Below are 25,188 nucleotides of genomic sequence, written 5' to 3'. Positions count from 1 at the left end.
AAGAGGTCTCTCCTTATCTATTGCAAGGCATTTGCACCGCCAACAATTTCAGAAATTTCATTCGTAATACTAGATTGACGTAATTTATTATACTCAAGGCCTAAGGAACTAATAAGTTCCCCAGCATTATCAGTAGCTGATGTCATAGCTGTCATACGAGCACCTAATTCACTAGCTGCCGCTTGTAATAACCCGTTATATAATGTGATTTCTAAATACTTTGGCAATAATGCATCCAGAACTGATGCAGGGTCTGGCATAAATTCATATTCTTCGCCTTTTACTTCATCATCTGGTTGTTCTAATGGTAGAATTCGCTCTGCCTGTGCAATTTGCGTCATAGAATTTACAAAGCGCGTATAAATCATGATAACTTCATCAACTTCATGACGTTCATATAATGAAAGAGCATAATCCATAATATGTCGCGCATGTTCGTAACTTGGTTTATCAGAAAAACCACTGTACGATTGATCTATAGAATAGTGACGAGATTTCAAACTATCCTTTGGTTTCCGTCCAGATGTAATTAGGCAATATTCATTGGCACTTTTATGCCCAATTTGCTCTATTGCTAATTTTAATACATTAGACGAATAGGCCCCTGCCAACCCCTTATCAGCACCAATAACGATATAACAAGTTCGTTTTACAGGTCTACTTTCAAGTAAAGGACTTACATAACCTCGTAAATCACTAGTGGAGATATGACGCAAGATTTGCCCTATTTTCTCTGCGTATGGCCGCGTTGCATCAGCTTTTGCTTGAGCCTTACGAAGACGGGCAGAAGCTACCATCTTCATCGCTTTTGTTATTTGTTGTGTATTAGTAACACTTTTTATACGCTTTCGCAAATCTTGTGCACTAGCCATACATTACGCCTCCTTATGGGAAACTAATGTATGTGTAGCACCAAAGGCTTCTATACATTCTGGAATTGCTTGCTTCAACAAGTTTTCAGTAGCTTCATCAATTTTATTTGTGCTTTCAATATTGCCAATAATATCAGGGTAATTTGCACGAATGAAACGCAATAACGCTGCTTCAAAAGCCAACACATCATCTACTTGAATGCTAGCTAAGTACCCTTTTGTACCGGCATAAAGATTCACAACCATTTCAGCTACACTCATTGGCTCATATTGACCTTGTTTTAACATTTCAGTCAAACGTTCACCACGATCTAACTGTGCTTTGGTCGCCGCATCAAGATCAGAACCAAATTGAGCAAATGCTGCTAATTCACGATATTGTGCAAGGTCCAAACGCAATTGACCTGCGACTTGTTTCATTGCTTTTGTTTGCGCACTACCACCTACACGCGATACGGATAAACCTACATCAACAGCAGGACGAATACCAGAATAGAACATATCTGTTCCCAAGAAAATTTGACCATCCGTGATGGAAATTACATTTGTCGGAATATAAGCAGATACGTCCCCCGCTTGAGTTTCAATGATTGGCAATGCTGTAATAGAACCACCACCTAACTCAGGTGATAATTTAGCAGCCCGTTCCAATAAGCGGCTATGTAAGTAAAATACATCCCCTGGATACGCTTCGCGCCCTGGTGGACGACGTAATAATAGCGACATTGCACGATAAGCAGCCGCTTGTTTTGTTAAGTCATCATATACGCAAAGTACATGTTTACCTTTGTACATAAAGTACTCACCCATTGCAACACCTGCATATGGAGCAATGTATTGTAATGGTGCCCCTGTAGAAGCACTAGCAGACACAACGATTGTATAATCTAATGCACCAGTTTCTTCTAATTTTTGTACTACACGAGCTACGGTAGATTCTTTTTGACCAATAGCTACATAGATACAAATAACATCTTTACCCTTTTGGTTGATGATTGTATCAAGAGCAATTGCAGTTTTACCTGTACCACGGTCACCAATGATAAGCTCACGTTGTCCACGGCCAATTGGCACCATGGAGTCAATTGCTTTCAAACCAGTTTGCAATGGTTCGTTTACAGATTGACGATCTGCAATACCAGGTGCTGGATGTTCTACTGGACGACGTTCTGTAGCTTGAATAGCCCCTTTACCATCAATAGGTTGCCCTAAAGGATTAACTACACGACCAATAAGCGCATCCCCTACTGGTACATCCATAATTTTACCAGTGCGTCGTACTTCATCGCCTTCTTTAATCAAGAAGTCATCACCGAGTAGTACGGCACCAACATTATCTAATTCTAAGTTCAAAACCAAGCCATATACACCGTGTGGTAATTCTAATAATTCACCGGCCATGGCTCTTTCAAGACCATAAATATGGGCGATGCCATCCCCTACGTCGAGAACAGTACCCACATCATCGACATTAAGGTCAACATCATAGTCCTGAATCTGCTGTTTGATTATAGCAGTGATTTCTTCAGGCTTCATTTTCATATATACCCATTCACCCCAATCTAATAGAGTCAGTTCGTACTAACGTTTTTTTCAATTCATCTAAGCGCCGTGCAATAGATCCATCAATGCGTTTATCACCGATTTGAATGATAATACCACCAATGATTCTAGGGTCTTGACGCACCGATATAATGACATCCTTGCCGGTCATCGCTTGTAATTTAGCTTGTACATCCTCACGCAATATATCAGTTAATGGTTCTGCAACAGTTACAACAGCTTCCAAAATGCCCCGTGCTTCGCGAGATTTTTTTATGAAAGCTCTAATTGTATCTTGCAAATACCGATATCTGCCACGTTTAACCATGACATACATGAAATGAAGTACTGTCTTTTCTATAGCATCTCCAAAGACTCTTCCAAGTAAAGAAATCTTTGCATCTGCTTCTACAATAGGATTATTAATAAACCCTACCAATTCTGGTTGTTCATTAAGAACAGAGGCCACATATAAAAGATTTTCTTCTGTAGTTACTAAATTACCTTGTTCTTGAGCTAGCTCTAACATAGCTGAACTGTATTTATCTACTACAATTTCTGTGCTCATAATATCACAACCCTATCGTTTTACTATCAAGTTTCGCAATAGCGTCTTCAATTAATTTTGTATTAGTTTCGCTATCCATATCCTTTGCTACAACCTTAGTTGCCATAGCTACAGATAAAGAAATAACTTCATTACGCAAATTATTCATAGCACGATCGCGTTCATTTACAATATCTTGACGAGCTCGTTCTTTTTCATGTTCAATTTGTTCACGAGCTGCTGCCAATTGTTCACGTGTTGTTGCTTCTGCTTGTTGTACCGCTTTTTCAACAATTTGTTGTGCTTCTTGACGAGCATTAGCAATTTGTGCAGCATAATCAGCTTTAAATTGTTCCGCTTCTTGACGAGCATTTTGAGCATCTGCTAAATCTTTAGCAATACGATCTTTACGCTCTTGCATCATAGAAACCAATGGTTTAAATGCAAAACGGGCCAATATCCAAACTAATATAAAAAAGTTTAGCATTTGAGCAAGAATTGTCCCTAGCGTTAAATCTACCAAGGTCGTTCCTCCTCGCTATTATCTGAATAATAAAATGAAAGCAACTACTACACCGATAATAGGCATAGCTTCGATCAAACCAATAGCTACGAACATAGTGGACATCAATTGACCACGCAATTCTGGTTGACGAGCAATCCCTTCAATAACCTTGCTTGATACAAGACCATCACCAATGCCAGCACCAATTGCCCCACAACCTACTGCAATTGCTGCAGCTAATGCGAATAAACCTTGAACTTCCATAATTAATCCTCCATAAAATTAATGTTCTTCACTTAATGCCATGCCTAAATAATTGGCTGTTAAAACTGTGAAAATAAAAGCTTGAATGATACCAATGAATAAGCTAAATGCTATCCAAATCCATGGTACAGGTACAAACCAAGGCAAATGATACAATACTTCTAACAAAATTTCACCAGCTACAATGTTCCCAAAGAGACGAAAAGCGAGAGTAACTGGTCTAGCAATTTCTTCAAAAATATTAAGTACCAATAAAGCCTTATACGGCCGTATAAAATGCCTAAAATAAGATACCCCTTTTACCTTAATCCCTACTACCCAAACAACAAGAGTGCTACAAAGTGCTAGTGCAATTGTTGTATTAATATCAGAAGTAGGTGATTTAACAGCATCCAATGTAGGCATCAAACCTAATTCATTTCCTATAAAAATAAATAGAAAAAATGTAAATAATAATGAGCTAACCATTGGCCAATGTCGTCCAAGGTTCGGTGCTAACTGGGCTTCTAATAACTCTAGTATATTTTCTACCACATTTTGAACACCTGATGGTACTAAAGCTCGATTTCGCGTAGCTAATACGGAAATGATGATGACGATCGCCATCGTAATCCAGGTCGCAATTAAGGTATCCAGATTAAAAGATAACCCCAACCACTGTACTACTTGATGGTGACCTGCATGCAATTCCACAGACTCAACCCCTTTCTCATGCAGCAATATAAAATTTATATATATTAATACTATATATATGTAATATCATACCTCTTTATAAGTATATAATCAACATCCATACAGTAAACAATTTAAATGCCACATACCTAAAATGCATTTTTCGCATTTTAGGTATGTGGCAAAATATTCCAATTTTATCTTATAAATATAATTTTCATTATTTACAATCAAATATATAGTTATCGACTCAAGCGCCAATAAACAATATACAAAACAGGTTGTATAAGTACAATTGAAACAAATAAACTTTCTACCTTTACACTAGGTATTTTTAAACCAATTATCACAAAAGCACCTATTAAAGCTAATCGCCACATCATCTGACGACGAGCTTTAGCAACAGCTTGATTCGGATTTCCATAAACAAGGCCTTTATTGTGTAACCCTAAAAGTACTAAATATACCATCATAGTTAACATGCCCCATAGCCAACCTGGCATATATTGGTTCCACCCCAAAAGGTACTGAACTATAAGCCCTAAAAAGGTAACAAAAAAACAGGCCCATAGTACATGACGTATGAATTTAATATATTGATTCATAAACACCTCTCTATTTAACCTGTTTATATAACATATAAAATCCTGTAACAGCACCTGTTAACCCAAAAATAACCATACATAATGGTGCAGTATCCATCAACTGATCAAGCTGATAACCAATCCAAATGAATCCTCCGATACAAAATAGTAGTGTCAGCCCTGCCGAAGTTGCCATCGCCAGAGCTTTCACCATATCCTTATCCATATTATTTACCAAATCGATCTGGTCGATGTGTATCGCCTAAAAATTCGTGACGCAACGCTTGTAAAATACGTGCAGACGCTTTTCCATCACCATATGGGTTAACAGAGTTTGACATTGTTTTATACGCTGCTTCATCATGTAACAGCTCATAAGCCGCTTTGTACACAGCTTCTTTATCAGTTCCTACTAATCGAACGGTACCGGCATCAACAGCTTCAGGTCGTTCTGTGGTATCACGCAATACAAGTACCGGTTTACCTAACGCTGGTGCTTCCTCTTGAATCCCACCAGAATCTGTAAGAATTAAATAAGATTTAGCCATCAAATTAGCAAATGGTTCATAATCAAGAGGGTCAATAAGTGTCACCCGTTCTACATCACCTAATTCCTCTTGAACTACTTGACGAACTTTAGGATTTTTATGAACAGGAAAAACAACTTGGATATCTTCAAAATCATTCAATAAATCACGGATTGCTTGATAAACATGACGCATCGGTTCCCCAAGGTTTTCACGGCGATGCGTCGTAACAAGAACTATCCGTTTATTAGCATCCAACATGTTAATAGCAGCATCATCAAATACATAATCAGCTTTTACAGTTGTATCTAATGCGTCAATGACAGTATTGCCGGTTACATAAAGATGATTCGTATTAATATTTTCTCGTTTTAAATTAGCTTCAGAACTAGCAGTAGGTGCAAAATGATAGGTTGCCAACGAACCTGTTAACTTACGATTCATTTCCTCTGGGAATGGAGAATAAATATCTCCTGTACGAAGTCCCGCCTCTACATGACCAACAGGAATTTCTTGATAAAAAGATGCTAATGCACCAGCAAAGGTTGTCGTCGTATCACCATGGACCAATACAACATCAGGTTTCGCCTCTTCTAAAACGGACTTTAATCCCATTAATGCACGATTTGTTACATCGTACAACGTTTGACCTTGGCTCATAATATTTAAATCGTAATCGGGTGTAATATCAAACAGATGCAACACTTGATCAAGCATATCTCGGTGTTGTGCCGTTACAGTTACAATTGGCTCCATATCTGGTGCATCTTCTAATGCTTTTACAAGAGGTGCCATTTTGATTGCCTCTGGTCTTGTGCCAAAGATAGTCATTACTTTCAACATTTACTCATCCTCCACAGAGTTTATAAAAAAGGGGCGCAACGCGCCCCTACATTGGTTACTCTTTTTTAGAGCTATCATCTGAATGCTCTAATGCTTTTGCCAATTCTTTGCGATCAAAGGAAATAGTTTCATCTAAATCGCTACGTTCAATTGTAGGGCGTGGTAAGGGATGTCCCGCCGCATCACTATGTGTAATAACACCTAAACGACGAGCCACATAAATACTACATAGGAAAATAGCTAAGACCAGTACACAACCAATCCAAGCATTAACCTCTGCAACGATAACCGAAACACCACCGAAGATAGCAGTAACGGCATACATCATTAATACTGCTTGTTTTTGAGATAAGCCTTGTGCCAATAAACGATGATGCACATGACCTTTATCTGGCTTAAAGATAGGTCTTCCACTTATCTTACGACGTACAATAGCAAACAAGGTATCTAATATAGGCAAACCAAGAACAATAGCTGGTACAACTAATGCTATGGTAGCAGCCGTTTTAACAGCCCCCATAACAGATATAGCCGCCAAAGTATAGCCAAGTAGCATTGAACCGGTATCACCCATAAAGATTTTGGCTGGATTGAAATTATATCGCAAGAATCCCACCGTAGCCCCTGCAAGAGCTAGGGCAATACAAGCTAAATCTATTTGACCTAATTGTAAAGTCATAGCACATACAGCAATACAAGCAATAAAAGAAATACCTGCTGCCAAACCATCAAGTCCATCAATAAGATTCACAATATTAGTAAACCCTACAATCCAAAATATGGTCAATGGGATAGCCCAATATTTCAAATAGACTACACCGCCCCAAGGAAGATTGATAAAGTCTACACGAATATCGTAAGCCACAAGAATAGCTGCAGCAATAATTTGTCCCATCAATTTTGTTTTCGGCTCAATTTGTCGGATATCATCCCAAATACCAACGAGTACCAAAATTATCGTACCCAATACGAACCCAAATAATTTATGATCATGAGGAATGCTATTATTAAACAGTACAGACCCCATATAACCAAGAAAAATCGCCAACCCACCAAGACGTGGAATAGCCCCATGATGCACTTTACGAGCATCAGGTTTATCAATGGCCCCTACGGCAACTGCAAAACGTTTCACCAAGGGGGTTAGTGCAAAGGTTATGACGAGAGCCAACACAAAGGCCCACACATAATCAGGCACATACTCACTCATAAGTACACCTCCAACAACTCGAATGCGACAGATTCGAGGCTTCAACTTAATTTGTTAAGCTGCGAATAGGTGCTGGAATACGCCCGCCTCGAGCAATAAACTCAGCCGCACTGTAAGGACTTACTTCAATAATAGGAGCATAACCGAGAAGACCGCCAAACTCAACAACTTCACCAACGGTTTTACCAGGAACTGGAATGACACGAACTGCTGTTGTTTTATTATTAATCATACCGATAGCAGATTCATCAGCAATAATAGCAGAAATTGTATCTGCTGTAGTATCACCAGGAATAGCAATCATATCGAGGCCTACAGAACATACACAAGTCATAGCTTCTAATTTATCAAGAGATAAGCTGCCACAAGATACGGCATCAATCATTCCTGCATCTTCAGAAACCGGAATAAAAGCACCACTTAAACCACCTACGTGAGAAGAAGCCATAAGACCACCTTTTTTCACAGCATCATTTAACAATGCTAATGCGGCCGTTGTCCCATGACAACCACAAGAGGAAAGTCCCATTTCTTCAAGTACATGTGCTACAGAATCACCTACAGCAGGAGTTGGTGCTAACGATAAGTCGATGATACCAAATGGTTTGCCAAGTCGACGAGATGCCTCTTGTGCAACTAATTGACCAACACGTGTTATCTTAAATGCAGTGCGTTTAATTGTTTCTGCCACCACATCAAATGGTTCACCACGAACCGCTTCAAGAGCATGTTTAACAACACCCGGACCAGATACACCTACTGAGATAGCACTGTCACCTTCGGTTATACCAAAGAAAGCACCAGCCATAAATGGATTATCTTCTACAGGATTACAAAAAATAACGAGCTTCGCACATCCAAGTGCATCAATATCTTTCGTAAGCTCAGCCGTCTTTTTAACAATAATGCCCATTTCTCGTACAGCATCCATATTGATACCTGTTTTAGTAGAGCCAACGCCTACAGAACTGCATACAATATCTGTAGTGGCTAACGCTTCAGGAATAGATTCAATAAGAATACGATCTGCTTTCGTGGCACCCTTGGTAACTAGAGCAGAAAAACCACCGATAAAATTAACACCTACCGTTTTTGCAGCACGGTCAAGCGCTTCTGCAATTGGCACATAAGATGTTAAATCACTACCACCAGCTACTAAAGAAATAGGTGTTACAGAAATACGTTTATTGATAATTGGAACACCAAATTCGCGTTCGATTTCCTCACCAGTTTTAACTAAATGCTCAGCCTCTTTGGTAATGCGGTCATAAATACGATCACATAGTTCTTTACCAAAGCTAGATGCACATTCTAACAAGCTGATTCCCATGGTAATGGTACGTACATCCAACTTGTTATTATGAATCATCTGATTTGTTTCAAGAATATTGTCAATAGATAACATAAGCGCCTCCCTATCCTACGCGATGCATGCTAAGGAAAATATCCGCATGCTGCGCACGAATTTCTACGCCTAATGTTTTACCTAGTTCGGATAAAGCATCTTGAATAAATGTTAAATCCTTTGCGTCGTCAGTTTCAGTTTCACACATCATAATCATATTAAACAAACCCTCTAAAATTGTTTGATTTATAGATAAAATATTCACTTTATGGTCTGCCAAAATATTGCTAACACCAGCAATAATACCTACGCGGTCGACACCAACTACGGTAACTACTAATTTCATACAATCACCTTTTCTGACTCACTACAAACTATGTAAATGAAAATTCATTCATTCTATAAACTATATTAATATATTATATCACATATATCATATTAACAGCGTGAAAACTTCATGAGAATACTTATTCAATCTCTATCGTACCATTTAATGCGGCATTAACAATTTCTTCACCTGCTGTAAGCAATGCTACGAGACCTAAATCGCCCTTGTAACTTTCGCCATAAATTTTGTATAAATCTTCTGTTCCTGATGGTCTTGCTACAAACCATCCTTTATCAGTTTCCACTCGAACACCATCAATAGGCATGTCATTATACAGCGATGTCGTGCGAATATTCGTAATTGGATCACCATCAACAGTGGTAGCGGTAATCAATTCTGAGCTCATTTGTTTTAAAATTTGCTTTTGCTCTTTCTTACAAGGTGCATCAATACGACCAAATCTTGGATTTCCAAACTCTTCAAGAAATTCATCAGCCATTTTTAATGCAGATTTGCCCATAACCGCCATAATTTCCATACCCAATAAAGCCATAATCATGCCATCTTTATCAGTGGTCCACACAGTACCATCTTTTTTTAAGAACGATGCCCCTGCACTTTCTTCTCCACCAATACCTATAGCACCATCAAATAAAAGTTGTGAAAAATATTTAAAACCTACCGGGACTTCAAAAACAGGAATATCCACAGTAGCGGCCCATTTATCAATCATCGTAGTACACACTACAGTCTTCCCTATGCCCTTATGTTTCCAACCACGTGTAGTAAACAAATACCGAGCAGCTAAAGTTAAGAATGTATTAGCAGATATAAGACCACTGGATACAACAACACCATAGCGATCATAATCCGGATCATTACCGACGGCTAGATCAAAATCACCAATTCTGTTAATAACTGATGCCATAACATGAGGTGAAGAACAATCCATACGAACTTTGCCATCATGGTCATACGTCATAAAGCTAAAGGTCGGATCATAGTTATCATGAATAATCGTTAAATCAAGACCATACCGGTCCTTTATGGCTTTCCAATAACTAGCACCGCTCCCACCTAGTGTATCTACTAAAGTCTTTGGACCAGCTGCTTTTATAGCCTCCATATTAATTATATCGCCCAACTCTTCGACATATAATCCCTTATAGTCGTATGGAACTTGTGCAGAAGGTTCTATATTGTCAATACTAATACGCTTAAAATTCTCACTTTCACAATAAGCAGTCAAGTACTCATTAGCACGAATTTCAATCCATTTTGTTATTACTGTATCAGCAGGTCCTCCGATAATCGTATTGTATTTAATGCCTCCATTATCAGGCGGGTTATGAGATGGTGTGATAATAATACCATCTGCCTTATCATCATGTTGTTCATTATATCGAATAATAGCTCGAGAAATAGAGGGTGTTGGTACAAAATCCATATTGCAATCAACCATAGCAGTAACACCATTACCAGCTAGCACCTCAAGAACAGTCACAAGAGCGGGCTGTGACAACGCATGTGTATCTTGCCCTACAAACATTGGCCCTGTAGCACCAAACTGATTGCGGCTATCACAAATGGCTTGTGTTATCGCCGCTACATGAAGATCTGTAAATGTACCATCTATTGAGGTGCCACGATGACCGGATGTACCAAACGATACTAACTGCGTCAAATCTGTCATATCTGGAACCGTATCATAATACGCATCTACAATAGTCTGTATATCTATAATATCTTGTTCTTGAATAGGTTTCCCTGCTAATGCATGAGCCATACTATCCTCCTAAATCTATTCTTTATCTTCTATATAGTGGGCATTATCTTTACATTCCTTTACAAGATTTTCAATCGGTGTTGGTATCACAGGAGTAGTAAATCCTTTACCAATAACCTCTTGAGCATCCGTAATCAGAATGAACGCTTCATTATCCACTTCTTCTATAACTTCTTTTAATTTATTAACTTGTAACAAATTAACCGCTACCAATACAATTTGTTTGGGAGTCCGCGTATAGGCACCAATACCATCAATAATCGTAGCACCACGACCAACTTTACTAATAACGGCATCACATACTTCACAGGTTCTATAAGTAATAATGAAAGCAACCTTACGTTGGTTAAATCCAATAACAACCTTATTAGTAATAATCGTATATACATATAATGAAACTAAAGTTACCGCTACGGCTTCTAAACCAACAACCCAAATAGCAGCCGCTAGAATCACCGCATTAATTACGCTATTAATAGACCCCATTTGAAGTCCATAATATTTGCGAACAATAAGAGCTATCGGATCAAGTCCCCCTGTATTGCCACCAACACGATACACTATACCAAGACCAACTCCGGTTGTAATGCCAGCCATCATAGAACTCAACAACGGATCCGAAATCACCATGTTATATTGTAAAAAATCAAAAGCATCTACCATCCAGGACAACATAACAGTTCCATACAATGTATTAATGACTACTCGCTTACCTAACCAATGCCAAGCAGCCCAAAATATCGGAACATTTAAAATTACATTCCATGTACCTACCGATAGTCCTGTAAGGTAATACAGTATAAGGCCAATGCCACTAATTCCAGTACTAACCAATTTGTGCGGTAGCACAAATGCATCGATGCCAGCACCAAATATAGCGCAACCAATGGCGACAATTATACATTGATATATATCATCCTTATATTTAGACCACATCTAGGCCTCCTAAATTGCCATTTCACCATAAATATTCTATAATTAACTAATTAGATATATAGCAATATCCGTATATATTTACATACATATACAATTTCATCATAAACTACTTAATGTTTATTTTCAATCACTTTTAATCACATGTACGACGGCTATAAAGATTCGTACAAATCACACAGCATATCGAGGATTTTATGTCAAAAAGCATCGAACAATTAGGCCATAGTAAAATCAATATTGGCCTTGCCATCACTGGTAAACGTGATGACGGATATCACAATATAGATAGTATCTTTCAATCTATTCGCTTAGCAGACTCCATCTATTTTGCAAAACATCATTCAGTTGTATTTTCTGGAGTAGCACCCGAATTACCACAATATATTCAGGATCTCATTCCTTATGATGAACGTAACTTAGCGTTGAAAGCATTGCGTGAAGTACAAACCTATACAGGATGTAAATTAGGTGCCGCTATTCACCTTATGAAACGTGTACCTGCAGCAGCAGGCCTCGGAGGAGGCAGTGCAGATGCAGCAGCTATGCTACTAGGGCTCAATAAATTTTGGGATTTACGACTCACTATGGATGAATTAATGGTATTAGGAGCAAAGCTAGGTTCAGATGTACCATTTCTTTTAAAAGGTGGTACAGCGCGCGGTACCGGTCGTGGTGAAGAACTTGTCTATCACGCATCACCTGCACCTCATTGGTTATTATTAGTGAAGCCAGAAATCTCTGTATCTACTGCTGCAGCTTATGGTCGTTACAATGGTACGTCTCATGCTACATCAAATATGATTACCAGTGTTTTAGATCATTTGGAACATAATGATATGAATGCAGCGTTTACAAATAGCGCCAATACATTTGAAGAGCTATTATTTTCAGATCATAAAGAACTCATTACATGTAAAGAATTCTTTACAAACCGCGGGTACCCAACCATCATGACAGGCAGTGGCCCTACAATGGTTGTCTTATTAGAGAAGCCAGCACAGGCATTATCCTTGCAAGAAGAAATACAAAAGGCTGGCCATAACTGGCTTTCACTAATTACGAAAACCTGCACACAGGAGGAGGTACAATGACAAAACGATTGCAACCTATACGTCTAGACGCCTATAAACCATTAAGTGAAGTAGTAAGCGAAACGTTGCGCTCAGCCATTCAAGACGGTACACTAAAACCTGGTGAACGCCTTATGGAAATCCCGCTTGCCGAAGAACTCGGCGTAAGCAGAACACCTATTCGTGAGGCCATTCGCAAACTTGAACTTGAGGGATTTGTCGTGATGGTTCCACGTCGAGGTACATATGTAGCTAATATTTCATTAAAAGATATTACCCAAGTATTTGAAATACGTTCTGCCCTTGAAGAATTAGCTGCTGGTCTTGCCGCAGAACGCATTACTAGTGATGAAATAGAAACATTAGAACGAATGCTCGTAGAAATTGGCGATCATATGGAAAACAAAGACATGGATAGTGTGGTTGCCGCTGACGTAGCATTTCATGAGGTTCTCTACAAAGCCTCTCGAAATGAACGCTTAGCAGACATTGTTCACAATTTACGAGAACAAACATACCGTTTTCGTAGTTTCTCTATGAACCAACCTGGTCGCTTACGTAAAACCTGGGAAGAACATCGTCTTTTAGTTGAAGCTATTGCTTCTCATAATTCTGTACAAGCACGTAAACTTGCACGAATTCATATGGAACATTCTGAACAAACCTTATTGCAAGGAATGGAAGATGCGAAATCTTTTAACGCTGATATCTAATATCTAGTAACTAAAACCTAATACTTAATCATACTTTTATTTCATTAATAAAACCCGCATACATAGATATAAATTATCTTTATGTATGCGGGTTTGTTATATTCTATAGAAGAAAATCTCATTTTTTGATACAATAAATACAAATTTTATAGTTTTATTAGAGAAAGGTGAGTTTTATGGAAGCCCTACTTAATGATGCAGTCTCCACGGTGAACACCTATTTGTGGAACTACTTAATTATTTTCATTCTCATTGGTGCTGGTCTATTCTTTACAATGACGACCGGCGCCGTTCAAATCCGTATGTTTAAGGAAATGGTTCGCCTTGTAGCCTCTGGTGCAGGTTCAAAAACAGAAAAGAATCATGTATCCTCATTCCAAGCATTCTGCGTTAGTACCGCATCTCGCGTAGGTGTTGGTAACATCGCTGGTATCGCTATTGCCGTCGTACTCGGTGGTCCTGGTGCCGTTTTCTGGATGTGGGTTATTGCCCTTATCGGTGCCGCTACTGGCTTTATTGAAAGTACACTAGCTCAAATTTACAAAGAACCAGTTGCTAAAGGCGGTTTCTACGGCGGCCCAGCTTACTACATCCGCTACGGCCTTAACAACAAATTCCTAGCTGTTTTATTTGCTATTTTAATCAGTATTACCTATGGCTGGATTTACAACTCTGTACAAGCAAACACATTGGCCGCATCACTTCAAATTTTCAATTTTGATGTAGCCTATACAGGTATTGTTGTTGCTATACTTGTAGGCCTTATCATCTTTGGTGGTATCAATCGTGTTGCGAAAGCATCCGAAATTATCGTTCCAATCATGGCGGTTCTTTACATTGCTACAGCATTATACGTAGTCATTGCAAATATTCAACAATTTCCTCATGTAATCTATACGATTGTTACTTCTGCTTTTGAACCAAGTGCAGCGGGTGGCGGTCTATTAGGTGCAACTATTATGAATGGTATTAAACGGGGCCTCTTCTCCAACGAAGCTGGTGAAGGTTCTGTACCAAACGCAGCCGCAACAGCAGCTGTTAATCATCCTGTAGAACAAGGTCTTGTTCAAGCATTTGGTGTATTTTTAGATACATTTATTATTTGTACAGCATCTGCATTTATTGTTCTTATGGTTGGTGATTATAGCACTACAGGTCTTACCGGTGTAGCCCTTGTACAACATAATCTAGCACAACAACTTGGCTCTTGGGCACCTGCAGCCGTTGCTTTATTCATCGTAATGTTCTCCTTTAGCTCCCTTATCGGCAACTATTACTATGGCGAAATCAACATCAGCCACTTAACAGAAAAAAAATATTGTTTACATTTATTCCGTATCGGTGTAATTCTTATGACATTTATAGGATCCATTGCCTCTCTTGATCTCGTATGGAATCTAGCCGATTTATTTATGGCATTTTTAGTATTAACCAATATTAGCTCTATCGTTCGCATGGGACGTACAGCGGGACTTGCTCTTGACGATTACATTAAGCAACGTAAAGCAGGTATTAAAGCACCTGTATTTAATCGTTCCATTCTCAATCATACATATGGTGTTGTATGGTGGGGTAATGGGCAAACAACAGACTCTTCTGTTCCACCTACACCTGTAGAAGACACTAAAGAAAAATAATATGTATAGACTGTTAGGGACTTTATTCTTCGGAGTAAAGTCCTTTTTTGTAAAAATCTTTCACAACCATAATGAAGTTTTTACCAACTATAACTCATGTGTATACAACTATAGAATATAGTTAATTTGATACGTAGGTTATTGCCTATTCAATGTCGAATATATTAAGTAATAAAACTTTTAAATCATCTATTAATTCTGAATTATCAGGAGGGTCTTATATGCAAAATTACAATCCCTATGAAAACATGTTACACACACTTGATATAGCTGCTGAAAAACTAGGTTATACAAGAAACGACTATGAAGTATTACGTCACCCTGAACGAGAACTAAAAGTTTCTGTTCCATTACAATTAGATAATGGTGAAGTACATGTTTATGAAGGATATCGGTGTCAACATTCCACATTGCGTGGTAGTGCTAAAGGAGGACTTCGTTTCCATCCAGATGCCGATGAAAACGAGGTACGTGCATTAGCTGCATGGATGACAATTAAAAATGCTATTGCCAATTTACCTTATGGCGGTGGTAAAGGCGGTATCAAAGTCGATCCTAAAACCTTATCACCTCGAGAGTTGGAACGATTAACACGTAACTTTGTACGTCGAATTGCCCCTATTATTGGTGTAAATACGGATGTCCCAGCACCAGATGTAAATACAAATGCACAAATTATGAGTTGGATTGCTGATGAATATAGCGTATTGAAAGGAGAATGGAGTCCTGGTATAGTTACAGGTAAGCCCATCGAGGTTGGAGGTTCTCTAGGGCGTAACGAAGCGACTGGTCGCGGTTGTCTAATTGCCTTACAAGGCTACTTAGCTAAAAAGAACTTAGATATAAAAAACATGACTGTAGCTGTACAAGGATTTGGTAATGTAGGTTCTGTAGGTGCTCGTCTGATTGCAGAAGCTGGTGCCAAAGTTATTGCTATTGGTGACTCATCAGTAAATCTATATAATCCAAATGGACTTAATATAGAAAAAGCCTATGAATATGCTAATGCTAACAATCGCTCTTTAACAGGTTACTCCGAACCAGGTATGATAACTATAACTGGCCAAGAATTATTAACACAAGATGTAGATATTCTCTATCTAGCAGCACTGGAAAACCAAATTAACAAAGATAACATGAAAAATGTACGCGCCAAAATTATCTTAGAAGGTGCTAATGGTCCTACTACAAACGATGCAGATACATACTTCTTTGAAAAAGGTGTTGATATTATTCCAGACGTACTCGCAAATGGCGGTGGTGTGGTTGTATCTTACTATGAATGGGTTCAAAACAAGGCTGGTTTCTACTGGTCCCTTGAAGAAGTAAATGAACGACTCACTAAAAATATGCAAAATAGCTTTGAAGCAGTATGGCAAATGCAAGAAAAATATAATGTAGCACCTCGCTTAGCTGCCTATATGGTTGCCCTAGAAAGACTCGTTATCGAAACTACTCTTCGCGGCTACAACTGCTAATCATATTTATCAAAAATTACAAATAAAAAGGTCTGGCTTTCAGTTGAAAGTCAGACCTTTTTATCACTTACTAGCTAATTATTTAATTGATCCCATCAGTGCCACTACTGTACGCCGAGATACAAGAACTTTCACCAACGTAGCACCTACAATACCAGGAATGGTTTGACCAATCAATAAATTGATTACCAATGCCCAGTACGGAACACCTAAGAGTGGGCTAAGCCACAATGGTACGCATAATGCAGGTACTAAGATGATTGGCAGCATCGCCCACCACGCGCTAAGTCCAGCTCGTCGCATCAATACGATGATACCAGTCGTCAAAATACCGACACCAAAGCCTCCTACCATATCTAGGATGCCAAGGCCGCCGAACAAGAAATTAGAAACGAGATTACCTATGCCCATAGGAATGATTAAGAACGGAAAGGCATAAGCAAGTGCATATAAAGATGTAGCTATACGAATTTGGTACGCACCGAAAGAAATACCTTGAGTCATATAGATGAGAACAATATACAATGCTACTACCATAGCAGAAATAGTTAATTTTCGTGTAGAAACCATGCACTCACCTCCTTTTCAATAAAAAAGAGCATGGCAAAACTACCATGCTCGAATATGCTTATGTTTTCCGTAGTTTTGTTTAGAGACAGGATGGTTGCAAACTGTCTTATGTAGTTTTCGGCCTTTCGGCAACACGTCTATAATATCATATATTTACTGCTATCGCAATAAAGTAGGGGCCGACTAGGTTCTCCACAAAGCCTCCACCGGCCGAGTCTGACTTCGGCCTACGGCCTTCGCAGGGCCAAAGTCGTTTTGTGAAGGACCTAGTCGACCTCACTCTATACCTATAGCAATCATAAGATGTAATTTTCATCCATGTACTCGAAAGGCTGAAAACTACAACACTAACAGGTTCTAAGGAAGAGGGCCTCGACCTACTTAAGCGCAGGGTCTTGTATGCCGTTGGCACGGAAGGCTTCTTGACGGTCGATGCAGGTGCCGCAATGGCCGCATGGGTGGTCGCCACCTTCGTAGCAGGACCAGGTGAGTTGGTATGGCACGCCAAGGCGTAGGCCTTCGCGAACTACATCGGCTTTGTTACTATTGATGAATGGTGCTTCGAGGGAGCATTCTTTGCCAGAGCCTTCAAAGATAGCATCGCCCATGGATGTATAGAATGTTTCGGTGCAGTCTGGATATGCATTGCCAGCCGCATCATCCGCATGAGCACCATAGTAGATATAGCCACAATCAAGGGATAGTGCTAAGGATGCTGCAGCGGATAGGAACAGACCATTTCTAAATGGCACATAGGTGCTAACAGGTCCTGCCCCCTGTTCGTCTTGTTGTTCTTTGTAGGAACCAGTAGGAACGGCCTCTGTAGACTGCGTCAGCAAGGATGAGTTACTGAATGCAAACAATTTTGTTACATCCATCGTTTTCCCTTCTATGCCATAGTATGCTAATACGTTGGCCGCTGCCTCTAACTCCTTGCTATGTTTTTGGCCGTATTGTATGGATAAAGGCACTACGTTTTCTTTACCAAATCGCTCAATGGCGAGCGCCAAACATGTTGTGCTATCTACGCCGCCGCTAAATAATACAACGGCTTTTTGCTTTTGTGCCATCGTTCCTCCTTATGAAAGCCTCATCCGAAGATGAGGCTTTGTTCGTTAATATAGATATATGAAACTAAGCTTTCACCATATCACATATTATAATTCAATATCGAGTTCAACTGGACAATGATCACTGCCAAAGATTTGTTGATGAATTTTGGCCTCTTTAATCTTGTCATCCAAGCGTTTAGATGTAATAAAGTAGTCAATTCTCCATCCTACGTTTCTATCGCGGGCCTTGCCCATGTAAGACCACCAGCTATATTCATCAACCGCATCAGGATACAGATAACGGAATGTATCAGTAAATCCAGATTCCAACAATGCAGTCATCTTAGCACGCTCTTCATCAGAGAAGCCCGCATTCTTTCGATTGGTTTTAGGATTTTTCAAATCGATTTCATTGTGAGCCACATTGAGATCACCACAGAGTATGACAGGTTTCTTTTTATCCAATTCTAATAAGTATTCACGGAAAGCATCTTCCCATGTCATACGATAATCTAAACGGGCCAATTCACGTTGGCTATTCGGTGTATAGCAACAAACGAGATAAAAATTATCATATTCAGCAGTAATAACACGACCTTCTTGATCATGCTCTTCAATGCCGATGCCATTTGTTACGGCAATCGGTGTAATTCGAGTAAATACTGCGGTTCCACTATATCCCTTTTTCACTGCACTATTCCAAAACTGTTCATAGCCTGGTAGTTCTAGCTCAATTTGATGTGGCTGTAATTTTGTTTCTTGCAAGCAGAAAATATCCGCATCTAATTCGTTAAAGGAATCAATAAAGCCTTTTGTTACGGCAGCTCGCAGTCCATTCACATTCCAAGATATTAATTTCATTGATACTCCTTATAAGGCATTTATATACAATATTATTTGTGAAAGCTAGCTTTCACGAGCATGTTTATGTTTACGATCATGCTTTGCCTGAGCCCGTGCTTGTCGCACGACTTCATTAGCTTTCATTTCGTTTTCTTTACGATATCTAAAGTAGTTTGCCACAACGGATAATAAGAAAATAATCATCACCGTTACATTAAATAAGCCAGGTCCATAAGTATACAAATGATAGCATAAATAGACAAAAGCAACGACCGATAATATATGGTTTAAGATTCTCATAATGTTTCAACCCCTGTTTGAATTGGGAATTCATCATAGGTTACCCAATCACTGGAACTGCCTACATATAACGCAGAATTAAGCCCTACTTCACTCATCACAAGTAGCGCATTACATGCAGTCACACCAGAACCACAATAGGTAACAACTGGTTTTTGTTGATATATTTCATTATAGAACTCATTTTCTAAGTCCTTAATAGAACGTGGTCCTTCCGATGTATAACCGCTTTCATAAAAGTGATTAACAGCCCCAGGAATATGCCCTGTCATACCATCCATCGCATCTACTACTGAACCATCATACCGTTCCGGTGCCCGCACATCGACGATAACATGAGAACCGGACTTACTTGCCTCCAATACCTCATTACGACTCATAGTCATATCAGTTTGTAAGGTATAATTGAACGCCGTTGGCTCAGTCGGCAAAAGCGTAGGCTCCTTAGTCAACAAATGACCTTCTTTAACCCATCTTTCAATACCACCAGATAGTACGCGTACATCCTTAAGACCCATGTAGCGCAAGGTCCACCAGAGACGACCAGCTAAAAAAATCCACGAATCATACACAACAACCTTGGAATATTCATTAATACCAAATGTTTCAAAGGTTTTAGCTAACTGTTCCATATCCGGCAATGGATGACGTCCCCCATGTTCACCAATAGGGCCTGTCAAATCTTTATCTATATCTACAGGAAAAGCGCCTTTGATGTGGCCACGTTTATAATCTTGAAACCCTCTTGCATCAAGAATGATAACTTCATCCATGATAGGTAATAATTCATTAGGAGTGATGAAATTAGACATAATATCTCCTTTCATATGATTATATCGAAAAATGCAAATCTATTAATACCATTATATACGAGAGAACAGGAATATACAAATGAATCTCAATTATAAACGCTTATATAATGCATCAACGGCCTCTAAATCTGCAGGCAACCACTCCACCGAGCACAAAGTCTCTTTAGTCAACCATTTAGCTGCTTCGTGTTCTAACAATGTTATATGTGAGTCTTCTGTTAACGTACACCAATAGCAATGCATAGTAAGATCAAATTTTTCATACCCATTATAGTTAACAGTAATTAGCTTTTCACCTACATTAATATTGGCTTGTAATTCTTCTTTAATTTCACGAATCAAAGCTTCATCATGCACTTCTCCAGATTCAATCTTACCACCAGGAAATTCCCAACCATCTTTTAAATCACCATATCCTCTTTGAGTCGCTAATATAGCGTTACCCTTTTGAATTATGGCAGCAACAACTTCTATATGTTTTCTAATCATTATATAATCCACACCTATCCATTTAATAAATAGTCATATATATCATCACGTACAGGAACCTCTAATCTATATTCAAGCTCTACAGCCTTTGTATCACTTGCCATCATAATTTCCTCTGCATTTTCTCTCCCCGTCGAGTGAATGGGCCCTAAATAATAAAATTCTTTTGACTCTTCATCATCCTTATTTTTACGCATAAATAAGTGCATTGCAACACCTAATTTATCTGCATCAAATGCGGTTGTTACATCATCCGATGTAAAAGAGCGATTGTTTTTAGAAATTACTTTAATCAAAGTAGGAGTCTCAAACCTATCCTCATACTTTATGCTATCCTGTATACCTTCGTCTTTATGATAATTGATAAATAGAGGATACGTCTTAGTATCACGATGATATTTATATCCACCTATATTTAACGGGACTTCATTTTGAGGCCATTCTAATAACTGACATACTTGCTCATAATTATATTTTTCATAAAGCGCAAATGGCGTAGGCTTTAAAATAGATGGTCCATATTTACTATAATATCTATCCAAGCCAAACTCTATCAGTTCATTAATATGATCTCTAAAATAGATATCTTCCAATGCAACCTTAAAACAATCAGAAATAGAATAGTCATCGCCATTAGACTTAATAAATATACAATCTCTAAATGTCTTTTTAGTTAATGACACAGAAAACTGATTGCTTAAAAGATTAATGAGATTCGTTTTTCCAATATCAGACAATTCAACATTATACTTGTCCCTTAAACTCTCAGTTATAGATTGAATGATGTTATCCTGACCTTCTAATAAAAGTTGTAATGCCAATACATCTCTAACGCGCATCCCCGTCGCTAATTTTTGAGAGATAAAGTGTAACATCTGTTCCTGAATTGGTGTAAAAACTATCTTATAATCCTTATCTTTTATTTGGGTTAAGAAATGATGATATGACTTATATTTATTAAAAATTTTTGTAATATCAATAGACCCATAGTCCTTAAAATCTTTGATTCTAGGTATATGCCCAAGCTTATATTTTAAATCTAAATATGCTTCCTTAATAAGTTTAGCACTACTCAAATTAGCTGTATCTATGGCAGCAAAAATACGTTTTTTAGCTATCGCATCAAAATGAACTGTTGACGTCCCAGGAATAATACGATTGCCAGACTGTACATATTTACGTAGTATATCCTTGTTATAGCTCCTATCACCGGATAAAGCCAACGGTATCATATAGCTATTAGAATAATTACCTATAAAATCTAAGATAACCACATATTCCTTATCTTCAAATTTACGCAACCCACGACCTAACTGCTGAATAAATACAATAGGACTTTCTGTTTGACGTAACATAATGACTTGGTTTACTTCAGGGATATCTACGCCTTCATTGAAAATATCTACTGTAAATATATAGTCTAGTTGATCATCCACGAAACCTTGATAAGCTCCAGTACCAGTCAAACGAGCTATAGCATCTTCACGTTTTGCTTGCGAATCATCACCAGTCAACGAAATTGTCCTAAACTTTCTAAGATTAAATGCATCGGATAATTCCTTAGCCTCTTTTTTATTACTGCAGAACACCAAGCCCTTAACGCGACTTCCACTATGACCAAAATAACGAATTTTTTCTATAATTTTATCAACGCGTTCACTTTCTGATAAATTGGAGAAACTAATAGTATCCTTTTCAAGATTAATTTCTTTACCATCAATCCAGAGGTCACTTATCCCAAAGTAATGGAATGGACATAATAAGTCTTCCTCTAGAGCCTGTTCTAAACGAATCTCATAAACAATATTATGGTGAAACAAGTTATATAAATCATATCCATCCGTACGTTCTGGACTAGCAGTCATACCTAATAAGAATTTTGGTTTAAAATAATCAATAATTCTTTGATAACTTTCAGCACCGGCCCTGTGGACTTCATCGATAATAATACAGTCAAAGTCATATGGATTATATTTTTGCAAAATCTCATTTCTCCCCATCATTTGCATAGTGGAAAATACATAATCCGCATCAAAACGTTTTACATTACCGGAAACAATACCAAAAGAAATGGATTGATCATCAAACACCCGTTGAAAACTACTGAGTGCTTGATTAGCAATTTGCTCACGGTGTACTAAAAATAACAATCGTTTAGGTCGAATCTCTCGCATTGCAAATGCAGCTGCATACGTTTTACCAGTACCAGTGGCAGAAATTAATAAGCCTCTACTTTCATTCTGATGACGTAATTCATTAAAGTTATCTATAAACTGCTGTTGCATTAAATTAGGCTCTAATTTCAACGCCCCTTTTAACTTCACCTGTTCAGCAATATTTTTTAGGGAAAGACGATCAGAGCGTTCCCATCTAGGTCGATACCAAGGCAAGAAATCCGAATACTCCATAGTAAACTCGGAATTCCAATACAATTCAAACTCCTCTAATACTTCTTTAGTATAAGTATCATTTACATTAGATTTGGCCCTAGTATTCCACTCTCTATTTTTCTTAAGTGCATTAATTGTTAGGTTAGAACTACCTACAATAATTTGATATGATTGTTCTTGTTTAAAAATATATCCCTTCGTATGAAAGCCATGCTTACTACCATTAGTAGTGCAATATACTCGAAGCTCTATATTCTTTAACTTCCCTAAATCATCTAGCACCTTAGGATTATTAAAGCCAAGATAATCAGTAGTTAAAATACGCCCCCTTACACCTCGTTCTTCTAATTCTTTCAATATTGGTTTTAAAACTAATAATCCATCATCTGTTATAAAAGCAACGCTAATAAGAAACTCATCACAGTTACGTAATCCATCCTCAATAGCAGATAAAACATTGCGTCCTTCTCCATTAGCAATAAGTTCCGTTGTAAAAAAATTATTCATAAGCTTTGAATCTGACATAATACACTCCCTTACCGGATTATATATGTATACTATTATAGCAGCCTATAAGTTTAACTCCCAGATTAATACATAAAAATAAAATTACTAATTTTTTATATATAATTTTGTATGTATTTTCATATTTATTTAATAATTATCATTTATATGTATCTTTTTTGCCCCCTTAATCTATGTTATAATAATACTAATATTGACTATATAGAATCTATAAAGTATGGATATTTTTTCACAAACGAATTTTACAAGGAGTATAGGCAATTGAAAAAGGGTTATATTAAATTAATCTTAGCCATAATTCTAGGAATTGCTGCTATTGGTGGAGGAATTTATGGTGCATATCACTTCCTATCTAATAAAGCAACAACAATCTTATATCGTTCTACTATCGAGGACAAAATTAATGCCTTACGACCTTACATTGAGGCAGCAGATACATTTAATTTAAATAGTGTTGCCTATACCTATCAAATACAACCAACCCTTGAAGAGTTGCGAAATCACACTCATAATACGTCTGTAACATTACCTGACTATAAAAAACTGAAGGCTCAGCTTGAAGCAGCTAAAGAAGAAAGTTCCACCCCATATGAGGATGTAAATAAAGCGACAGATGAGTTACTTACCATCTTAACACAATTAATTCCTGTATCCGAACAACTTCAAAATTACTATACAGATCGAACTTTTGAGAAAGATAATTTCGTAGGTAGTGATAACTTAGCGAGTCAATATATACCATTAGCCGATCAATTCAATGCGGCATACAATGCATTTGATTTAGCACTTGAAAATCGAAATAACGAATTGTATACAGAACGAATGAAAGAATTCACTAATGAAAATAGAGTCAATGCAGTTAATTTCATCGAATTAAACATTCTGTTATCACAAACTATAGATATCATTGATCCTGATGGAAATACAGATACACAAAAGGTTGAAACAAATTTACAAGAAATCGCAAAACGTCTTAATGAGTTGCAACCTGGTACTAAACCAGAAACACAAGCAGCAGTTAAACAATATCAAGATGCTGTAAAAGAATTTATTGCAGAAGCTCGAAATTATATCATCATCAACTCCTCCTATGGTGAGGCATACACACAATTATATGTAAAATATAATCGCATGATTAGTCGTGCCAACGAAGTTGATATGAATGATCTCGATGCTACAGATAGTAAAAAATAATACTGTTACAATACAAAGGACTAGTCAAAAGGCTAGTCCTTTGTATTATCCAAATTAATGTAGGTTCTGCTACTGTTACTCTATTCCCTATTTTATAAACCATAAAAAGAGGCCATTACCTAAGTAATAGCCTCTTTTTGACGAGAGAGTATTC

Annotated in this window: 26 protein-coding genes; 5 read left to right on the top strand and 21 right to left on the bottom strand. The window is 37.9% G+C overall.

What is annotated here, in order from left to right; translation table 11 throughout:
- Window positions 1-17 precede the first annotated feature (17 nt).
- The 14 genes from atpG to Q0E20_RS03610 all read right to left on the bottom strand — a co-directional run bounded on the left by atpG (window position 18) and on the right by Q0E20_RS03610 (window position 11,961).
- Window positions 18-872 (bottom strand): ATP synthase F1 subunit gamma, encoded by an 855-nt coding sequence (gene atpG, locus Q0E20_RS03675; RefSeq protein ID WP_295996485.1) that lies wholly within the window; start codon window positions 870-872, stop codon window positions 18-20.
- 3 nt (window positions 873-875) lie between these two features.
- A complete protein-coding gene (gene atpA / locus Q0E20_RS03670; protein WP_295996481.1) occupies window positions 876-2,414 on the bottom strand; it encodes a F0F1 ATP synthase subunit alpha in 1,539 nt (512 codons plus the stop codon).
- A gap of 10 nt (window positions 2,415-2,424) precedes the next feature.
- A complete protein-coding gene (gene atpH / locus Q0E20_RS03665) occupies window positions 2,425-2,982 on the bottom strand; it encodes an ATP synthase F1 subunit delta (protein WP_295996478.1) in 558 nt (185 codons plus the stop codon).
- A gap of 4 nt (window positions 2,983-2,986) precedes the next feature.
- Window positions 2,987-3,484, bottom strand: coding sequence for a F0F1 ATP synthase subunit B (gene atpF, locus Q0E20_RS03660; protein WP_295996474.1), 498 nt, complete (start codon window positions 3,482-3,484; stop codon window positions 2,987-2,989).
- An 18-nt stretch (window positions 3,485-3,502) separates the two neighbouring features.
- Window positions 3,503-3,730: a F0F1 ATP synthase subunit C gene (atpE, locus tag Q0E20_RS03655; protein ID WP_275249381.1), complete on the bottom strand. Its 228-nt coding sequence runs from the start codon at window positions 3,728-3,730 to the stop codon at window positions 3,503-3,505.
- A gap of 18 nt (window positions 3,731-3,748) precedes the next feature.
- Window positions 3,749-4,423 carry a F0F1 ATP synthase subunit A gene (gene atpB, locus Q0E20_RS03650; protein ID WP_275249382.1) on the bottom strand — a complete coding sequence of 225 codons (675 nt, stop codon included), beginning with the start codon at window positions 4,421-4,423 and terminating at the stop codon, window positions 3,749-3,751.
- A gap of 221 nt (window positions 4,424-4,644) precedes the next feature.
- Window positions 4,645-4,905 (bottom strand): Tat pathway signal protein, encoded by a 261-nt coding sequence (locus Q0E20_RS03645; protein WP_295996469.1) that lies wholly within the window; start codon window positions 4,903-4,905, stop codon window positions 4,645-4,647.
- Between the two features lie 112 nt (window positions 4,906-5,017).
- The gene (locus Q0E20_RS03640; RefSeq protein WP_366509622.1) at window positions 5,018-5,212 is read right to left on the bottom strand and encodes an AtpZ/AtpI family protein; all 195 of its coding nucleotides are present in this window, start codon (window positions 5,210-5,212) and stop codon (window positions 5,018-5,020) included.
- A gap of 1 nt (window position 5,213) precedes the next feature.
- Window positions 5,214-6,356, bottom strand: coding sequence for a non-hydrolyzing UDP-N-acetylglucosamine 2-epimerase (gene wecB, locus Q0E20_RS03635; protein WP_295996463.1), 1,143 nt, complete (start codon window positions 6,354-6,356; stop codon window positions 5,214-5,216).
- Window positions 6,357-6,411: 55 nt separating this feature from the next.
- Entirely contained in the window at window positions 6,412-7,566 is a 1,155-nt protein-coding gene (locus tag Q0E20_RS03630) for a glycosyltransferase family 4 protein (protein WP_295996458.1), read from the bottom strand.
- Window positions 7,567-7,612: 46 nt separating this feature from the next.
- Window positions 7,613-8,971: a PFL family protein gene (locus Q0E20_RS03625; protein WP_295996455.1), complete on the bottom strand. Its 1,359-nt coding sequence runs from the start codon at window positions 8,969-8,971 to the stop codon at window positions 7,613-7,615.
- Window positions 8,972-8,981: 10 nt separating this feature from the next.
- Window positions 8,982-9,257, bottom strand: a complete 276-nt coding sequence (locus tag Q0E20_RS03620) for an ACT domain-containing protein (protein ID WP_295996452.1) — start codon at window positions 9,255-9,257, stop codon at window positions 8,982-8,984.
- Between the two features lie 121 nt (window positions 9,258-9,378).
- Entirely contained in the window at window positions 9,379-11,025 is a 1,647-nt protein-coding gene (locus Q0E20_RS03615; RefSeq protein ID WP_295996450.1) for a phosphoglucomutase, read from the bottom strand.
- 15 nt (window positions 11,026-11,040) lie between these two features.
- On the bottom strand, window positions 11,041-11,961 hold the full coding sequence (locus Q0E20_RS03610) for a YitT family protein (RefSeq protein ID WP_295996447.1): 921 nt from the start codon (window positions 11,959-11,961) through the stop codon (window positions 11,041-11,043).
- Window positions 11,962-12,155: 194 nt separating this feature from the next.
- Here Q0E20_RS03610 and ispE point away from each other — a divergent pair, with 194 nt between their 5' ends.
- The 4 genes from ispE (at window position 12,156) to Q0E20_RS03590 (ending at window position 16,859) form a co-directional block, all read left to right on the top strand.
- Window positions 12,156-13,052 carry a 4-(cytidine 5'-diphospho)-2-C-methyl-D-erythritol kinase gene (gene ispE, locus Q0E20_RS03605; protein WP_295996444.1) on the top strand — a complete coding sequence of 299 codons (897 nt, stop codon included), beginning with the start codon at window positions 12,156-12,158 and terminating at the stop codon, window positions 13,050-13,052.
- The gene (locus Q0E20_RS03600; protein WP_295996442.1) at window positions 13,049-13,744 is read left to right on the top strand and encodes a GntR family transcriptional regulator; all 696 of its coding nucleotides are present in this window, start codon (window positions 13,049-13,051) and stop codon (window positions 13,742-13,744) included. Before ispE ends, Q0E20_RS03600 begins: the two co-directional genes overlap by 4 nt.
- A gap of 176 nt (window positions 13,745-13,920) precedes the next feature.
- Window positions 13,921-15,381, top strand: coding sequence for a sodium:alanine symporter family protein (locus Q0E20_RS03595; RefSeq protein WP_295996438.1), 1,461 nt, complete (start codon window positions 13,921-13,923; stop codon window positions 15,379-15,381).
- Between the two features lie 221 nt (window positions 15,382-15,602).
- Entirely contained in the window at window positions 15,603-16,859 is a 1,257-nt protein-coding gene (locus Q0E20_RS03590) for a Glu/Leu/Phe/Val dehydrogenase (RefSeq protein WP_295996435.1), read from the top strand.
- A 78-nt stretch (window positions 16,860-16,937) separates the two neighbouring features.
- Here the strand turns inward: Q0E20_RS03590 and Q0E20_RS03585 are convergent, their stop codons facing one another.
- From Q0E20_RS03585 to Q0E20_RS03555, 7 genes are all read right to left on the bottom strand, one after another.
- Window positions 16,938-17,429, bottom strand: a complete 492-nt coding sequence (locus Q0E20_RS03585; protein WP_295996432.1) for a QueT transporter family protein — start codon at window positions 17,427-17,429, stop codon at window positions 16,938-16,940.
- A gap of 377 nt (window positions 17,430-17,806) precedes the next feature.
- The gene (gene queC / locus Q0E20_RS03580; RefSeq protein ID WP_295996430.1) at window positions 17,807-18,499 is read right to left on the bottom strand and encodes a 7-cyano-7-deazaguanine synthase QueC; all 693 of its coding nucleotides are present in this window, start codon (window positions 18,497-18,499) and stop codon (window positions 17,807-17,809) included.
- Window positions 18,500-18,586: 87 nt separating this feature from the next.
- Window positions 18,587-19,342, bottom strand: coding sequence for an exodeoxyribonuclease III (locus tag Q0E20_RS03575; protein ID WP_295996424.1), 756 nt, complete (start codon window positions 19,340-19,342; stop codon window positions 18,587-18,589).
- 45 nt (window positions 19,343-19,387) lie between these two features.
- Window positions 19,388-19,624, bottom strand: coding sequence for a hypothetical protein (locus tag Q0E20_RS03570; RefSeq protein ID WP_295996421.1), 237 nt, complete (start codon window positions 19,622-19,624; stop codon window positions 19,388-19,390).
- Window positions 19,621-20,436, bottom strand: a complete 816-nt coding sequence (locus tag Q0E20_RS03565) for a sulfurtransferase (protein WP_295996418.1) — start codon at window positions 20,434-20,436, stop codon at window positions 19,621-19,623. Before Q0E20_RS03565 ends, Q0E20_RS03570 begins: the two co-directional genes overlap by 4 nt.
- 90 nt (window positions 20,437-20,526) lie before the next feature.
- On the bottom strand, window positions 20,527-20,925 hold the full coding sequence (locus Q0E20_RS03560) for a (deoxy)nucleoside triphosphate pyrophosphohydrolase (RefSeq protein ID WP_295996415.1): 399 nt from the start codon (window positions 20,923-20,925) through the stop codon (window positions 20,527-20,529).
- A 14-nt stretch (window positions 20,926-20,939) separates the two neighbouring features.
- Entirely contained in the window at window positions 20,940-23,822 is a 2,883-nt protein-coding gene (locus Q0E20_RS03555) for a DEAD/DEAH box helicase (protein ID WP_295996412.1), read from the bottom strand.
- A 279-nt stretch (window positions 23,823-24,101) separates the two neighbouring features.
- Here Q0E20_RS03555 and Q0E20_RS03550 point away from each other — a divergent pair, with 279 nt between their 5' ends.
- On the top strand, window positions 24,102-25,034 hold the full coding sequence (locus Q0E20_RS03550) for a DUF3829 domain-containing protein (RefSeq protein ID WP_295996407.1): 933 nt from the start codon (window positions 24,102-24,104) through the stop codon (window positions 25,032-25,034).
- The last annotated feature ends 154 nt before the right edge of the window (window positions 25,035-25,188 follow it).

Source organism: uncultured Veillonella sp., assembly GCF_934230905.1.
Lineage (GTDB): Bacteria > Bacillota > Negativicutes > Veillonellales > Veillonellaceae > Veillonella.
This window is presented reverse-complemented; position numbering and strand designations above follow the sequence as displayed.

Excerpts from the sequence above, each read along its gene's own strand:
- ispE (WP_295996444.1), top strand. The coding sequence starts at position 12,156 with ATGTCAAAAAGCATCGAACAATTAGGCCATAGTAAAATCAATATTGGC.
- Q0E20_RS03575 (WP_295996424.1), bottom strand. The coding sequence starts at position 19,342 with ATGAAATTAATATCTTGGAATGTGAATGGACTGCGAGCTGCCGTAACA.
- Q0E20_RS03610 (WP_295996447.1), bottom strand. The coding sequence starts at position 11,961 with ATGTGGTCTAAATATAAGGATGATATATATCAATGTATAATTGTCGCC.
- Q0E20_RS03620 (WP_295996452.1), bottom strand. The coding sequence starts at position 9,257 with ATGAAATTAGTAGTTACCGTAGTTGGTGTCGACCGCGTAGGTATTATT.
- atpA (WP_295996481.1), bottom strand. The coding sequence starts at position 2,414 with ATGAAAATGAAGCCTGAAGAAATCACTGCTATAATCAAACAGCAGATT.
- Q0E20_RS03565 (WP_295996418.1), bottom strand. The coding sequence starts at position 20,436 with ATGTCTAATTTCATCACTCCTAATGAATTATTACCTATCATGGATGAA.
- Q0E20_RS03630 (WP_295996458.1), bottom strand. The coding sequence starts at position 7,566 with ATGAGTGAGTATGTGCCTGATTATGTGTGGGCCTTTGTGTTGGCTCTC.
- Q0E20_RS03555 (WP_295996412.1), bottom strand. The coding sequence starts at position 23,822 with ATGAATAATTTTTTTACAACGGAACTTATTGCTAATGGAGAAGGACGC.
- Q0E20_RS03640 (WP_366509622.1), bottom strand. The coding sequence starts at position 5,212 with ATGGATAAGGATATGGTGAAAGCTCTGGCGATGGCAACTTCGGCAGGG.
- atpH (WP_295996478.1), bottom strand. The coding sequence starts at position 2,982 with ATGAGCACAGAAATTGTAGTAGATAAATACAGTTCAGCTATGTTAGAG.
- Q0E20_RS03645 (WP_295996469.1), bottom strand. The coding sequence starts at position 4,905 with ATGCCAGGTTGGCTATGGGGCATGTTAACTATGATGGTATATTTAGTA.
- Q0E20_RS03590 (WP_295996435.1), top strand. The coding sequence starts at position 15,603 with ATGCAAAATTACAATCCCTATGAAAACATGTTACACACACTTGATATA.
- atpG (WP_295996485.1), bottom strand. The coding sequence starts at position 872 with ATGGCTAGTGCACAAGATTTGCGAAAGCGTATAAAAAGTGTTACTAAT.
- queC (WP_295996430.1), bottom strand. The coding sequence starts at position 18,499 with ATGGCACAAAAGCAAAAAGCCGTTGTATTATTTAGCGGCGGCGTAGAT.
- Q0E20_RS03600 (WP_295996442.1), top strand. The coding sequence starts at position 13,049 with ATGACAAAACGATTGCAACCTATACGTCTAGACGCCTATAAACCATTA.
- Q0E20_RS03615 (WP_295996450.1), bottom strand. The coding sequence starts at position 11,025 with ATGGCTCATGCATTAGCAGGGAAACCTATTCAAGAACAAGATATTATA.
- atpE (WP_275249381.1), bottom strand. The coding sequence starts at position 3,730 with ATGGAAGTTCAAGGTTTATTCGCATTAGCTGCAGCAATTGCAGTAGGT.
- wecB (WP_295996463.1), bottom strand. The coding sequence starts at position 6,356 with ATGTTGAAAGTAATGACTATCTTTGGCACAAGACCAGAGGCAATCAAA.
- Q0E20_RS03585 (WP_295996432.1), bottom strand. The coding sequence starts at position 17,429 with ATGGTTTCTACACGAAAATTAACTATTTCTGCTATGGTAGTAGCATTG.
- Q0E20_RS03570 (WP_295996421.1), bottom strand. The coding sequence starts at position 19,624 with ATGAGAATCTTAAACCATATATTATCGGTCGTTGCTTTTGTCTATTTA.
- Q0E20_RS03595 (WP_295996438.1), top strand. The coding sequence starts at position 13,921 with ATGGAAGCCCTACTTAATGATGCAGTCTCCACGGTGAACACCTATTTG.
- Q0E20_RS03560 (WP_295996415.1), bottom strand. The coding sequence starts at position 20,925 with ATGATTAGAAAACATATAGAAGTTGTTGCTGCCATAATTCAAAAGGGT.
- Q0E20_RS03625 (WP_295996455.1), bottom strand. The coding sequence starts at position 8,971 with ATGTTATCTATTGACAATATTCTTGAAACAAATCAGATGATTCATAAT.